The organism is Paenibacillus sp. IHBB 3054, assembly GCF_051594305.1.
Classification (GTDB): Bacteria; Bacillota; Bacilli; order Paenibacillales; family Paenibacillaceae; genus Paenibacillus_AQ.
Genome location: NZ_JBOFBG010000003.1, coordinates 271,784 through 285,980, shown reverse-complemented (window position 1 = coordinate 285,980; position 14,197 = coordinate 271,784). Strand labels below are relative to the sequence as shown.

The window sequence follows — 14,197 nt, the reverse complement described above, 5'->3', positions numbered from 1 at the left end:
AAAATATAAAAATGGATTGGATTCATACTAAGCGTTGAGGAATGCAATGGAAAAGGAAGTGGCGGGATGGATGCCAAAACGGCGGCCAAGGACATCAAGCAGGGGAATATTTCACCGCTGTATGTTTTGTATGGCAGTGAGAAGTTCCGGATGAATGAATTTGCGGCCTTTCTGGAGGAGCATCTGATTGCCAAAGAGGATCGTGACTTTGCGGTGATCCCCTTCGATCTCTCGGAGACGCCTGTGCAGGCGGTTATAGAAGAAGCGGAGACTGTGCCGTTTATGGTGGAGCGGAAGCTGCTGCTGGTGAGAGATGCTTCCCTGTTCACGGCGGGGAAAGAGAATGCAAAGATCGAGCATCGTGTAGAAATGCTTAGCGATTATATGCAACAGCCGGCTGAATTCAGTGTAATCGTATTTATGGTCAATAATGACAAGCTGGATGAACGCAAAAAAATCGTCAAAGCGGCCAAAGCCGCAGGCACGGTGCTGGCCTTCAATCCGCTGGGTGCGGAAGAGCTGCTGCGCTGGGTGGAGAAGGGCTTCCGTGAGCGCGGCTGCAGCGCGGCGTCTGGAACAGCCGAGGCGCTGGTAGCCAGTGCCGGGACAGGGCTCCAGGGTTTGTCTGCAGAGATGGACAAGCTGTGCTTGTTCGCAGGCAAGGGCGGAACCGTGGATGCCGCAGCGGTGGAGAGCTTGGTGCACCGCGGCACTGAGCAGAATGTGTTCACTCTGGTGGAGGATATAGCGAACTTACGCCTCGACAAGGCGCTTAATACACTTTACGAGCTGCTGAAGCAGCGCGAGGAACCGATCAAGATTGCCGCGCTGATCGCCCGGCAGTTCCGGATCATTCTGCAGGTTAAGGATTTGTCCGCGCTCAGCTACTCACAGGGGCAGATTGCTTCGCAAATTGGACTGCATCCATATGCCGTCAAGCTTGCTGGTGAGCAGGCCCGTAAATTTGAAAGCCAGCGCCTGCGGAGTATTCTGAGCACCCTGGCCGATTTGGATTACAAGATGAAGACAGGAGCCATAGACAAGGTGCTTGGGCTGGAGATGTTTATGCTGCAGCTGGGCGCTTGAACCGGAACAAGACCATTCAATGCATCTACAGTAAAAAGCCTGCCCCGTGTTGAGTAATATCACCGGGCAGGCTTTTGCAGTTCCTACTATTATAAAAGGGTAAATGGGCACAAAAAAACCTAACCGTATGCAGCATAGCGGTCAGGTTTTTAGAATGCTCATTATGAATGTCGCCCTTGGCTTAGGCTTCTGCCTTAAGAGCGTTCAATTTCTTCGCCAAGCGGGATTTTTTGCGGGCAGCCGCATTTTTATGAACCAGACCTTTACTTACGGCCTTGTCCAGCTTTTTGGAAGCAGCTTGGAAAGCAGCTTGAGCAGTTTCAACTTCCGTTCCTGTCAGTGCTACATCAGCAGTTTTCACAGCTGTACGAAGCGCGGACTTCTGGGAAGCGTTCAGTGCACGGCGTTTTTCGGTCGTCTTGACGCGTTTAACCGCGGATTTGATATTTGGCATTGCATTCACCTCCTGGAAGACATTCGAAATCATCATATGATTCACAACTTAAAATAGTTTAGCATGACCGTTAGCAAAAAGCAACACTAAAAGCTTTTGAAAATCGCATTCCAATGTAGCTGATCCTCTCAGTACCGTAATGTGAAATGTTATACCTATTTTGAATTTGAATTAAACCTTGATGATCTGAATAAACCACAGCTATCTCTCGCACACTATCGACAAAAAGCAAAAGCTAATGCTCATTAAATTATAAGGAGGCTGAACTATCAATGGAACTGGATCTTCAGCTGTATTCGGTACGTACGGATTTGGCGGTAGAGGCAAAGGAAATGGCCCAGGGACCGCAAAAAACGCCGATTCCCGGTGTGAATGAAGAGGTGGAAGAAGAGGGCGGAATCAAGGTAACCCGGCTTGGAGTTGCCAATAACGCAGGATCACAGGCCATAGGGCGTGCGATCGGAAATTATGTGACGCTGGAAGTTCCGGCACTTCGCGGCGGAGATACCGGTCTGCAGCAGAAGGTATCCACCGTGTTTGCCCGCGAATTTGAACAGTTCCTGAACCGGATCGGAATCAACAAAGAATCCTCCGTGCTGATAGTGGGACTGGGCAACTGGAATGTAACTCCGGACTCGCTCGGCCCGCTGGTGGTGGAGAACGCACTGGTTACCCGGCAGTTCTATGAACTGGTTCCGGATCAGGTCTCTCCCGGCTACCGCAATGTGAGTGCGATTGCCCCGGGTGTGCTCGGACTGACCGGCATTGAATCGAGCGAGGTTGTGCAAGGGATCGTGGACCGCACGAAGCCGGATGTCATTATTGCGATTGATGCCCTGGCCTCCCGTTCGCTTGAGCGGATCAATACGACGATTCAAATTGCCGATATCGGGATTCATCCGGGTTCGGGAATCGGCAATAAACGGCGTGGACTGACCCAGGAGATTCTGGGGATTCCCTGCATTGCTATCGGCGTTCCTACGGTTTGTTATGCGTCAACCATCGTCAATAATGTGCTGGAGATGATGAAGAATCACTTTGCGCAGGTTGGAGACGGGGCAGCCCATACGAAAGAAATCATGGGTATGCTGGATGATATCTCCGAGCAGGAGCGGCTTGCGCTGGTCAAGGAAGTGCTTGAGCCGCTGGGACATGATCTGATAGTTACCCCTAAGGAAATCGATGAGTTTATTGAGGAAATTGCCAATATCGTTGCCAGCGGGCTGAATGCTGCATTGCATGAAGCCGTGGATCCAGGCAATGTCGGAGCCTATACGCATTAATTTCCACTTGAATATAGAGCCCGTACCGGCTGCCGAATGGCAAAGCCTGTGCGGGTTTTTTCCTGTTACCGGCTGGCAGATTCCACCGCTGCTGTTTCTACTTATCTCTTTTTCGGTTCTAGTATTCCTCCCTGGCTCATAGATTTGAAATATAAGAGATTACAGAGGGCTGGAGGAGGACATAACAAAAATGAATAGAAAATGGTTTCAGCTGTGGAATATCGGCCGGCTGCGGGGAAAGCTGCTGGATGTTCTGTCGCTGGGGAGAACAATGCTGCTGCTGGCCGGAGGTTCACTTGTATTTTTCATGCTGCTTGGAGCCGGTGGATTAGCCGGACAGAAGCTGAACTCTTCACCCATTCCTTCTATGAAAGGATTGGCTGCTTCGCTTTCCAGCGGATTCTTTATGGAGCTTCTGGGCATGGAGGTTCCGCATTTGCCTAAAGGGGACGGGCCTTCGGCATTTTCGGGCCCAAAGGTCACCTCCTTCGTGTTCCGTCTGCTGACAAGCGTCGATCCCGGTGATCCGAAGAGTCTGCTCTCGCGTGAGGTGCCGGGGCTGGCAGCGGATGATCCTTTCCTGCTCCGTAAAGGCTCAGGCGGCGCTACGGGAGCACCGGCTGATTATCATCCGGGCAGTGATGAGCTGGCCTCGGACGGCGGAACAGGGACTGGCGCAGAGGGTGTGGTAGATGAACACGGTCCAACTCCGGCGGAAGACACAGACAACCCGGGCACAGAGGCTTCTCCGCAACCTGAGGCTACGGTGACGCCTGACCCTTCCGAGACCGGAGGAGACGGGGGCAACGGCAGCCCGGGTGATAACGGAGGAAATGTGCAGGATACATCAATTAAACGCATTCTGGTCTACCACTCCCATCCCCGCGAGGCATACAATCCTCTGCTAGGGGTGCAAAGCGACAATCCAAGCTCCGGCGTGCCTTCCAAAAATGTAATGCTGGTAGGATCATATATAACAAAGCGGCTGGAAAAGCGGGGAATTGGAACGGTGCATGCACAGGAGGATTACGCGACGAAGGTACCGGATTACAGCTGGAATTTTTCCTATAAATATTCACGGATGACCATTAAATCAGCGCTTGCCGGGAATCAGGAAATGACTGAGCTGATTGATATACACCGGGATTCACAGCGCCATGGCAAAACGACTGCAGAGATCGGAGGCAAAAGCTACGCCCAGGTCTATTTCATTCTTGGCCATGCGAATAAGGACTGGAAGAAAAATGAGGCATTCGCCAACGAGATTCATCAGCTGCTGGAGAAAAGCTATCCGGGTCTCTCACGGGGCATCTGGGGGAAGTCGTCCGGGAACGGAAATAACGGAGAGTATAATCAGAGTCTTTCACCAAATAGCGTGTTGATTGAGGTGGGTGGAATTGACAATACTGCCGAGGAGCTGAAGCGTACAGCAGACGTTCTAGCTGATGCCATCGCCGATGTGTACTGGAGCAGCCATGACGCCGAAAAAGCTGCCGCCCCGGGCAAAAGCGCCGATACGCAGACGCAGGAAAGCGGAGCTGAGGGCGTCCAGGGAGCAAAAAGCACAGGCGGCGTTTCTTAATTCATACAGTGCTATCTAAGTGGGCGCGGGCTTTACAGCAAGGATTAGCAAGTATCAGCAAGTATTAAAAGGAGTGACAGCTATGTCGCGGTTCGGGAAAAAACTGACGATGGTCGGAATTTGGGCGGGAATCGGCATATTGATTGGCATGCAGTTTGGCGGCGTTGGCAGCAGCGTCGCTAAGAACTCCGCGGTGCTGCCGGGCTGGAACGGAATATCCGGGACCCCCCAGACCGGACAAGCAGCAGGAGCTTCCGCCGTGACGGGAACAGGGGCGGGAAACGTTAAGGGGGGGCAGGCCTACGTTTATGTGCCTGTGGCTATAGATCCGGCAACAGGTGCTTACACGGTGCTTCCGGGGGTCCAGACGCAAACTGCGGTGCCTAATGGCACCGCGCAGCTACCGCAGCAGGAAGTGAAGGATTACAGCACGCTGACCCCGGAGCAGATTCTGATTCCGGAGGAGCAAAACAGGGGGGTGGATGTGCTGGCGGATAAGACGGCAGGCCTGCTGCAGCAGGCTTCGCAAAAAAGCATCCGCTGGGTAGTCTCCCTGTTCGACTCTGTCGAAGAGTGACAGGCACCCCCCGCCCGCACGAAGAATGCATCCGGTTTATTCATTGCAGCTGTAAAAGGCCAGGAAGAGCCTTTATAACAAAGGGCTTATATGAAAAGACATCACCCGGATGTCTTTTCTTTATTTTCCTGCGGGGGACGGGATTGATGGGGGAAGCGCGTACTGTTATAATAAGTGGATTAACATTAGGCTGTCTGTGGGGGTAAGGAATGACTGACGTTCAGAAAAGACAACAACAAATCCGCAATTTCTCGATTATTGCACATATAGACCATGGTAAATCGACACTGGCTGACCGTATTCTTGAGTATACAGGTGCACTTAGCTCGCGCGAAATGCAAGAGCAGGTGCTTGACCAGATGGATCTGGAGCGCGAACGCGGGATTACAATTAAACTTCAGGCTGTGCGTCTCACCTACCGTGCTGACGACGGCCAGGATTACTTGCTCAACCTGATTGACACACCGGGACACGTCGATTTCACCTATGAGGTTTCCCGCAGCCTTGCGGCCTGTGAAGGCGCTTTGCTGGTAGTGGATGCGGCGCAAGGGATTGAAGCGCAAACGCTGGCTAACGTGTATCTGGCATTGGACAACAACCTGGAAATTCTGCCGGTTATCAACAAAATCGATCTGCCAAGTGCCGACCCGGAACGGGTTAAGCAGGAGATTGAGGATGTGATCGGACTGGATGCCAGTGAAGCGGTACTTGCTTCTGCCAAAGCCGGTATCGGTATCAAGGAAATTCTGGAGCAGGTCGTCAAACAGGTTCCTGCACCGACCGGCAACTCTGAAGAACCGCTGAAGGCATTGATCTTTGACTCTCACTTTGATCCGTACAAAGGCGTTATCGTCTATGTCCGTGTTATGGACGGAAAGATCCGTACCGGTTCCAAGATCAAGATGATGGCAACCGAGAAGGTATTCGAGGTTATTGAAGTCGGGGCGTTTATGCCGCGCATGACTATTGTCGATGAGCTTAATATCGGCGATGTCGGCTTTATCGTAGCCGGAATCAAACATGTAGGCGACACCCGTGTCGGGGATACAGTGACGGATGCCAAGAATCCAACCCTGGAACCGCTGCCTGGTTACCGTAAGATCAATCCGATGGTGTATTGCGGTCTATATCCGATCGAAACATCGGACTACAACGACCTGCGCGAAGCGCTGGAGAAACTCCAGCTTAATGATGCGTCGCTCAGCTTTGAGCCGGAAAGCTCAAGCGCGCTTGGCTTCGGCTTCCGCTGCGGCTTCCTCGGACTGCTGCATATGGAGATTATTCAGGAGCGGATTGAGCGTGAATTCAATCTGCCGCTGATTACGACAGCCCCGAGCGTTATTTACCGGATTATGCTGACCAACGGCGAAATGCTTCAAATCGATAATCCGTCGCATTATCCGGAGATCGGTACTATTGATTACGTGGAAGAGCCGTACGTTAAGGCCGCAATTATCGTCCCGAACGATTACGTGGGTACCGTAATGGAATTGTGCCAGAACAAACGTGGTGAATTCGTCAACATGGAGTATCTTGATTCCAATCGGGTGACGATCACTTATCAGATTCCGCTGTCCGAAATCGTATATGATTTCTTCGACCAGCTTAAATCAGGCACGAAGGGCTATGCTTCCTTCGATTATGAAATTTCCGGCTACCGCCAGTCCAACCTGGTGAAGATGGATATTGTCCTGAACGGAGAGCAGGTCGATGCCCTGTCGTTCATCGTCCACCGCGACCGCGCGTACAACCGCGGGCGGATCATTTGCGAGAAGCTGCGCGGCATCATCCCGCGGCAAATGTTTGAGGTGCCGATTCAGGCCTCTGTCGGCACGAAGGTTGTTGCCCGTGAGACCGTTAAGGCGATGCGTAAGAACGTTCTTGCCAAATGCTACGGCGGGGACATCTCGCGTAAGCGGAAGCTGCTGGAGAAGCAGAAGGAAGGCAAGAAGCGCATGAAGCAGGTCGGCAGTGTTGAGGTGCCGCAGGAAGCATTCATGGCCGTGCTGAAGATTGACGAGTAAACCGTCTTAAAGGATGTCAATGGCAAGTGATCGCTCTGCAAGGGAAGCCGTCAGGCTTCCCTTTTGTGATAAGAGAAGTAAAGATATATGGTAGATCAAGGCCTTTCCAATATAAAGGCGTCAAGATTTCTCCACAATCAAGTCAGCTTTGCTGACGACTTTAGTATAGTAAGGAGACAGCTATGAACACAGAAAACAATGGCCGTCCCCCTGAGGCCGTATATATTCATATCCCGTTTTGCACGAACAAGTGCTTTTATTGTGATTTTAATTCCTATGTTCTGAAGGACCAGCCGGTGATGGATTATCTGCATGCCCTGGACCGGGAGATGGAACTGACGGTGAAGAACACCCCTCCGGGTGTCATCAAGACGATCTTTGTCGGCGGGGGAACACCGACGGTGCTGAAGCCGGATGAAATGGCCTACTTTCTGAAGTCAGTACGCAAGCATTTCCCGCAGTGGGATGAGAATATCGAGTTCACGATGGAGGCAAATCCCGGTACTACAGACAAGGATAAGCTAATGGTAATGAAAGAAGGCGGGGTCAACCGGGTCAGCTTTGGTGTCCAGGCTTTCCAGAATGAGCTGCTTAGCGGCATTGGACGGATTCATAATGTGGATGACGTGTACCGCAGCCTGGAAAATGCACGCGCGGTCGGACTGGATAATCTCTCTGTTGACCTGATGTTCGGATTGCCGAACCAGACGGTGGATATGCTTAGAGAAAGCATCCGCAAGGCGCTGGAGCTGGACTTGCCCCATTATTCCATCTACAGCCTAAAGGTGGAGGAGAACACGCTGTTCCACACGCTGTTTAATAAGAACAAGCTTCCGCTACCAAGTGAGGAGGATGAGCTGGAGATGTACCTGCTGCTGATGTCGACGATGGAGGCTGCGGGCTACACGCAATATGAGATCAGCAACTTCGCCAAGCCGGGAATGGAAAGCCGCCACAATATTACGTACTGGCGCAATGAAGATTATTACGGCCTGGGCGCGGGGGCGCATGGATATGTCAAACGGCAGCGGCATATGAATATTAAGGGTGTCAATCCGTATATCGAGGCTTCGCGCAGCGGGCTGCCGCGGCTGGATTCCTTCCCGATCTCCGAACAGGAAGCGATGGAGGACTTCATGATGGTCGGTCTGCGCATACGTGAAGGCGTGTCGGACCGGGCGTTCAAGGCTCAGTTCGGCAAATCGCTGGAGACTGTTTTTGCGAACTCGCTGCATAAAATGCTGCATGCCGGGCTGCTTGAGCAGGAGGGGGATGTCTACCGTCTGAGCAAGCAGGGAATCCTGTTCGGGAATGATGTATTTGGTGAATTTGTCGGTGCTTTGACAGAGGTTTAATTTTAAAATACCCCTTGAATTGTAATTCACTCTGTTGTATATTTATTCATATTAACAACGAGGGGTGAGTCAAAGTGCTTGTCAAAACGGAAATGATCCGCCATTCGGTTCCTACAGGAGACCAGAAGGTGATATGCAGAAATGCTACAGTGGAGGATGTTGAGCCGCTGTTTCTAATGATTGAAGAATACGCTCAGAGCGGTATCATGCTGCCCCGTTCCAGGCAAGCGCTGGCCCGCCAGATTGATCAGTTTGTGATCGCTGAAATCGGCGGTACATTTGTCGGCTGCGGATCGCTTTTCAGACTGGGTAATGATCTTGTCGAGGTTCGTTCCCTCGGTCTGCGTGATGAGGGCAAGGGCAAGGGAGTAGGCTCAATGATTCTGGAGAAGCTGACAGAAGAAGCAAGGCGTCAGGGGATTCCGAAGATTATGGCCTTGACCTATGCGGTTGATTTTTTCCTCAGAAACGGCTTCACTGTCGTAGAAAAAGAAATCTTCCCCGAGAAGGTATGGACCGATTGTGTCAACTGCAAGAAGCAGAATGCCTGCGACGAAATCGCTGTGCTTAAGATGCTGAATTAACCGGGCCGCAAGTAGCCTGCAACATAAATATAGAAGCTGATATTAAGTACTCATTCCTGGATTGCACTGCAAGGTGTGGTAAGTGACCGGCAGACTTTCCGGGGGATTCATGAATGAGTCGAATAATGACTGCACCCAAGATGCTGAACTGACTTGACAATGTCAAGGTCAGTTTGGTATTTTTGTATTAGTGGTTAGCACTCATCTGACCAGAGTGCTAACGAATCGGAGCCACAGCCGATAGGAGGGAATTACATGTTAACCGAACGCCAGAGAATGATACTTAACGCTATCGTTGATGATTATATATCTTCCGCTGAGCCAGTGGGCTCGCGCAGCATTTCCAAACGGGGGGATGTAGGCTACAGTCCTGCTACTATCCGCAACGAAATGGCCGACTTGGAGGATTTAGGATATCTCGAGCAGCCCCATACATCGGCAGGGAGAATTCCTTCCCATAAAGGCTACCGCTATTATGTGGATCATTTGGTGCCGTGGAATTCCGCCGAGTCGGCAGAAATGGGCACGATCCGCGCTTTTTTCGCAGAGAAGCTGAATGCGACGGAGCAGGTAATCCAACATGCGGCAATGATCCTTTCCAATATGACGAATTATACTTCCATCCTGCTGGGACCGGAGGTTTTTCATACATCATTGCGCCATTTTCAGCTGCTTCCGCTCGATGGCAACAACGCCGTGGCGATCATCGTTACAAGCACCGGACAGGTCGAGAACCGTACGGTTCAAATCCCTCCGGAGATTTCCCTCTCCGAAATGGAGAAAGTGGTTAATCTGCTGAACAGCAAACTGGTGAACGTACCGCTCTATAAGCTGAAGAGCCAGCTCTATTCCGAGCTTGGCGAGGAAATGCAGCGCCACATCTCCCATTATGAAGAATTAATGAAAGTACTGGACACGGCGCTGGAAAGCGATCATGAACAGCGCATTTATCTCAGCGGGGCGACGAATATGCTGACCCAGCCGGAGTTCAAAGACGTCGACAAGGTCAAGAATATTCTGGATTTGCTGGAGGAAACGCCGACCCTGCTCAAAATGCTGGCCCCCGCTTCCGGCGGAACCGGTATGCAGGTGCGGATTGGTACCGAGAATAAGCATGAGGCCTTCGCCAATTGCAGTCTGATTACCGCTACTTATTCGCTCGACGGCAAGGCGCTGGGAAGCATCGGCATCCTTGGCCCGACCCGGATGGAATACGCAAGAGTAATGGGCATACTGGGGATTCTGTCCCGGGATTTGACAGCGATGCTGGCACACTGGTATAAGTGAACAGAGTGTTAAAGATTAACGTGACTGATTTTAAGGAGGTGAAGACAACTTGAAAGAGGATCAAGTGCAAGATTCAAATGAAATTAAGGATCAGGCTATAAATGAGAACCAGGCAGCCGATGAGTCAGAAGCAGCACAGGAAACCGGTTCGTTTACGGGGGAAGAGACCAGCGGGGAGGCTTCGGGCAGCGGTGAAGCTGCTAAGCGCCTGCAGGAGCTGGCTGAGGAATATCAAGGGCGCGCGCTGCGTGTGCAAGCCGATTTTGACAACTTCCGCCGCCGTACGCAGAAGGAGAAGGAAGAGCTGGCGCAATACGCCACTTCCAAGCTGGTCGGTGAACTGCTTCCTGTACTGGATAATTTCGAGCGTGCACTCGCCACGGCTTCGGCAAGTACAGAATCCGAGGCTTTCGGCAAAGGTGTGAATATGATTTTCCGCCAGCTTGAAGGGGTATTGAAGTCTGAAGGACTTACAGCCATGCAAGTAGTAGGACAGCCTTTTAACCCTGAATATCATCAGGCCATTATGCAGGTGGAGAGCGACGAGCACGAAGAAGGTATCGTGACGGAGGAGGTCCAGAAGGGCTATCTCCTGAAAGATAGAGTTCTTCGTCCCGCCATGGTCAAAGTCAGCATGTAGTCCTGTCTATATAGCCGGGTATCACCCTGCTGCATGATCATCATAAATAACTAACTATTATAGGAGCTAGGGCTCCATATCATTTTTGAGGAGGCACATTACAGTGAGTAAAGTTATCGGTATTGACCTTGGAACCACCAACTCTTGCGTTGCCGTTATGGAAGGCGGCGAAGCCGTCGTTATCCCGAATCCGGAAGGCGCGCGTACAACCCCTTCGGTTGTAGGCTTCAAGAAAGACGGCGAGCGCATCGTCGGCGAAACAGCGAAACGCCAGGCTATTACGAACCCTGACCGTACAATTGCTTCGATTAAACGCCACATGGGTACGAGCCACAAAGAAAGCATTGACGGCAAAGATTACTCCGCACAAGAGATTTCGGCCATGATTCTTCAGAAGCTGAAATCCGATGCAGAAGCATATCTGGGCCAGACAGTAACCCAAGCGGTTATTACAGTTCCTGCATACTTTAATGACAGTCAGCGTCAAGCTACGAAGGATGCGGGCAAGATCGCCGGTCTGGAAGTGCTGCGTATCGTCAACGAGCCGACAGCAGCGGCGCTTGCTTACGGTCTGGAGAAATCCGAAGATCAAACGATCCTCGTCTATGACCTTGGCGGCGGTACGTTCGACGTATCGATCCTTGAACTGGGCGATGGCTTCTTCGAAGTAAAAGCAACCAGCGGTGACAACCGTCTCGGCGGTGACGATTTCGACCAATTGGTTATGGATTATCTCGTAGCAGAATTCAAGAAAGAGCAAGGAATTGACCTGAGCAAGGACAAAGCTGCTGTACAACGTCTGAAGGATGCTGCGGAAAAAGCGAAAAAAGAGCTTTCCGGCGTACTGACAACTACAGTATCGCTTCCGTTCATCACTGTCGTTGACGGAGTGCCTCAGCACTTGGAGATCAACCTGACCCGTGCTAAATTCGATGAGCTGACTGCCAGCCTGGTAGAACGCACACTGGGACCTACCCGCCAAGCGCTGAACGATGCTGGCATGACTCCGGCTGATCTTAACCGTATCGTATTGGTCGGCGGTTCCACACGTATTCCTGCTGTACAGGATGCCATCAAGAAGCTTACCGGCAAAGACCCGCACAAAGGCGTTAACCCGGATGAAGTAGTAGCCCTCGGTGCTGCTGTTCAAGCTGGCGTATTGACCGGCGATGTGAAAGACGTTGTACTGCTCGACGTAACTCCACTGTCCCTCGGTATTGAAACTGCGGGCGGCGTGTTCACGAAGATGATCGAGCGCAACACTACGATTCCTACAAGTAAATCGCAAGTGTTCTCGACCTTTGCTGATAACCAGCCGAGCGTAGAAATTCACGTCCTGCAAGGCGAACGCCAAATGGCGAACGGCAACAAGACGCTGGGACGCTTTATGCTGAATGAGATTCCACCGGCACCGCGCGGCGTACCGCAAATCGAAGTAACCTTCGATATTGACGCCAACGGTATCGTAAATGTATCCGCAACAGATAAAGGCACGAACAAGAGCCAGAAGATCACGATCACTTCCTCCAGCGGCCTGAGCGACGCGGAAGTTGAACAAATGATGAAGGATGCCGAACTGCACGCTGAGGAAGACCGCAAGCGTAAAGAACTGGTGGAAGCCAAGAACTCCGCTGACCAGCTCGTGTATTCCACAGATAAAGTGATCAAAGACCTCGGCGACAAAGTGGATGCTTCTGAAGTTGAGAAAGCAAACGAAGCCAAGGATAAACTCAAAGCAGCATTGGAAACTGACAACCTGGAAGAAATCAATGCAGCTACAGAAGCGCTGACAGAGATTGTACAGCAGTTGTCCGTGAAGTTGTATGAGCAGGCTGCACAGGCTGAACAGGGTGCTGAAGGTGCTCCAGAGGGTGCGAAGAAAGACAATGTTGTTGATGCCGATTACGAGGTTGTTGACGACGAGAAGAATCAAGGGTAACCTTAAACGATAAATGTATTTCTGTAAGAAGGGAAGGTCAAAACCGGGGCATCCCGTGTTTTGGCTTTCCTTTTAACATGTTACAGGGATTATGGAAATTGATGTACGGAGGTGAAAGCAGTGGCAGACAAACGCGATTATTATGAGGTTCTGGGCCTCGGTAGAGATGCTTCAGACGAAGAAGTGAAAAAAGCGTACCGCAAGATGGCGCGCCAGTATCATCCGGACGTTAACAAAGCCAGTGACGCCGAGGCGAAATTCAAGGAAGTGAAGGAAGCCTATGATGTGCTGAGCGACAGCCAGCAACGGGCGCGTTATGACCAGTATGGTCATACTGATCCTAACCAGGGAATGGGCGGCGGCTTCGGCGGAGGTGGAGATTTCGGCGGACTCGGCGATATCTTTGATATGTTCTTCGGCGGCGGCGGCGGCGGACGGCGTGATCCGAATGCTCCGCAGCGCGGCGGTGATTTGCAATACACGATGACCATTGAATTCAAGGAAGCGGTATTCGGTAAAGAAACCGACATTACCATTCCACGCACGGAGTCTTGTGATACCTGCTTCGGCTCCGGAGCTAAACCCGGCACCAAACCGGAGACCTGTTCCGTATGCCACGGCAGCGGCCAGCAGGAATTCGTGCAGAATACACCGCTGGGACAAATGCGCAACCGCCGTCCCTGCTCCCATTGCAGCGGCACAGGCAAGATCATCAAGGAAAAATGTACGACTTGCGCTGGTCAAGGCAAGGTCAAGAAGCAGCGTAAGATTCATGTGCGCATTCCAGCCGGTGTCGATGACGGCGCACAGCTGCGCATGACCGGAGAAGGCGAAGGCGGCACACGCGGCGGCCCTGCCGGCGATTTGTACATTGTGATCCGCGTGAAGACCCATGATTTCTTCGTGCGTGAGAATGATGACATCATGTGCGAGGTTCCGCTTACGTTCGCTCAGGCAGCACTTGGCGACGAGATCGAGATTCCTACCTTGACGGAAAAAGTAAAGCTTAAGATCCCTGCCGGAACACAGACAGGCACCTTCTTCCGCCTCAAAGGCAAAGGTGTCCCGCATCTGCGCGGCAACGGAACAGGCGACCAGCATGTCCGTGTCATCGTAGTCACTCCAAGCAAGCTTAGCGAAGAGCAGAAGGATCTGCTCCGCCAGTTCGCTTCTTACAACGGAGAGAACACACATGAGCAGGAGCAATCCTTCTTTGACCGTGTGAAACGTGCATTCCGCGGGGACTGATTTATTCACCGATGATAACCTTAATAGCCCCCTGTTTCCGCTGTGCGGAGGCTAGGGGGCTATTTTATGTAATGAATAGAGTGCTTGTGACTTCACCTGCACACACAAAAACGGCTGCACCCCCTTAAGTTTCAGGAT

General features: G+C 51.7%; 12 protein-coding genes. 11 read left to right on the top strand and 1 reads right to left on the bottom strand.

Annotated features, from left to right (window positions below):
* Positions 1–66 precede the first annotated feature (66 nt).
* Positions 67–1,086 (top strand): DNA polymerase III subunit delta, encoded by a 1,020-nt coding sequence (holA, locus tag ACQ76X_RS06690; RefSeq protein WP_076109125.1) that lies wholly within the window; start codon positions 67–69, stop codon positions 1,084–1,086.
* A gap of 181 nt (positions 1,087–1,267) precedes the next feature.
* Here the strand turns inward: holA and rpsT are convergent, their stop codons facing one another.
* The gene (gene rpsT, locus ACQ76X_RS06685; RefSeq protein ID WP_038595494.1) at positions 1,268–1,540 is read right to left on the bottom strand and encodes a 30S ribosomal protein S20; all 273 of its coding nucleotides are present in this window, start codon (positions 1,538–1,540) and stop codon (positions 1,268–1,270) included.
* Between the two features lie 272 nt (positions 1,541–1,812).
* Between rpsT and gpr the strand changes: the two genes are divergently transcribed.
* The 10 genes from gpr (at position 1,813) to dnaJ (ending at position 14,059) form a co-directional block, all read left to right on the top strand.
* Positions 1,813–2,823 carry a GPR endopeptidase gene (gpr, locus tag ACQ76X_RS06680; RefSeq protein ID WP_038595493.1) on the top strand — a complete coding sequence of 337 codons (1,011 nt, stop codon included), beginning with the start codon at positions 1,813–1,815 and terminating at the stop codon, positions 2,821–2,823.
* Between the two features lie 190 nt (positions 2,824–3,013).
* The gene (locus ACQ76X_RS06675) at positions 3,014–4,405 is read left to right on the top strand and encodes a stage II sporulation protein P (protein WP_438492433.1); all 1,392 of its coding nucleotides are present in this window, start codon (positions 3,014–3,016) and stop codon (positions 4,403–4,405) included.
* 82 nt (positions 4,406–4,487) lie between these two features.
* Positions 4,488–4,982 carry a hypothetical protein gene (locus ACQ76X_RS06670; RefSeq protein WP_438492432.1) on the top strand — a complete coding sequence of 165 codons (495 nt, stop codon included), beginning with the start codon at positions 4,488–4,490 and terminating at the stop codon, positions 4,980–4,982.
* Between the two features lie 209 nt (positions 4,983–5,191).
* Positions 5,192–7,006 carry a translation elongation factor 4 gene (gene lepA / locus ACQ76X_RS06665; protein WP_438492430.1) on the top strand — a complete coding sequence of 605 codons (1,815 nt, stop codon included), beginning with the start codon at positions 5,192–5,194 and terminating at the stop codon, positions 7,004–7,006.
* A 182-nt stretch (positions 7,007–7,188) separates the two neighbouring features.
* Positions 7,189–8,361, top strand: a complete 1,173-nt coding sequence (gene hemW, locus ACQ76X_RS06660; protein ID WP_438492428.1) for a radical SAM family heme chaperone HemW — start codon at positions 7,189–7,191, stop codon at positions 8,359–8,361.
* A gap of 92 nt (positions 8,362–8,453) precedes the next feature.
* A complete protein-coding gene (locus ACQ76X_RS06655; protein ID WP_438492487.1) occupies positions 8,454–8,945 on the top strand; it encodes an N-acetyltransferase in 492 nt (163 codons plus the stop codon).
* Positions 8,946–9,200: 255 nt separating this feature from the next.
* Positions 9,201–10,232: a heat-inducible transcriptional repressor HrcA gene (gene hrcA / locus ACQ76X_RS06650; RefSeq protein WP_038595487.1), complete on the top strand. Its 1,032-nt coding sequence runs from the start codon at positions 9,201–9,203 to the stop codon at positions 10,230–10,232.
* A gap of 49 nt (positions 10,233–10,281) precedes the next feature.
* Entirely contained in the window at positions 10,282–10,872 is a 591-nt protein-coding gene (gene grpE, locus ACQ76X_RS06645; protein WP_438492426.1) for a nucleotide exchange factor GrpE, read from the top strand.
* A 103-nt stretch (positions 10,873–10,975) separates the two neighbouring features.
* Complete coding sequence (gene dnaK / locus ACQ76X_RS06640; RefSeq protein WP_038595484.1) at positions 10,976–12,811, top strand: molecular chaperone DnaK; 1,836 nt, start codon at positions 10,976–10,978, stop codon at positions 12,809–12,811.
* Between the two features lie 120 nt (positions 12,812–12,931).
* Entirely contained in the window at positions 12,932–14,059 is a 1,128-nt protein-coding gene (dnaJ, locus tag ACQ76X_RS06635) for a molecular chaperone DnaJ (protein ID WP_438492424.1), read from the top strand.
* The last annotated feature ends 138 nt before the right edge of the window (positions 14,060–14,197 follow it).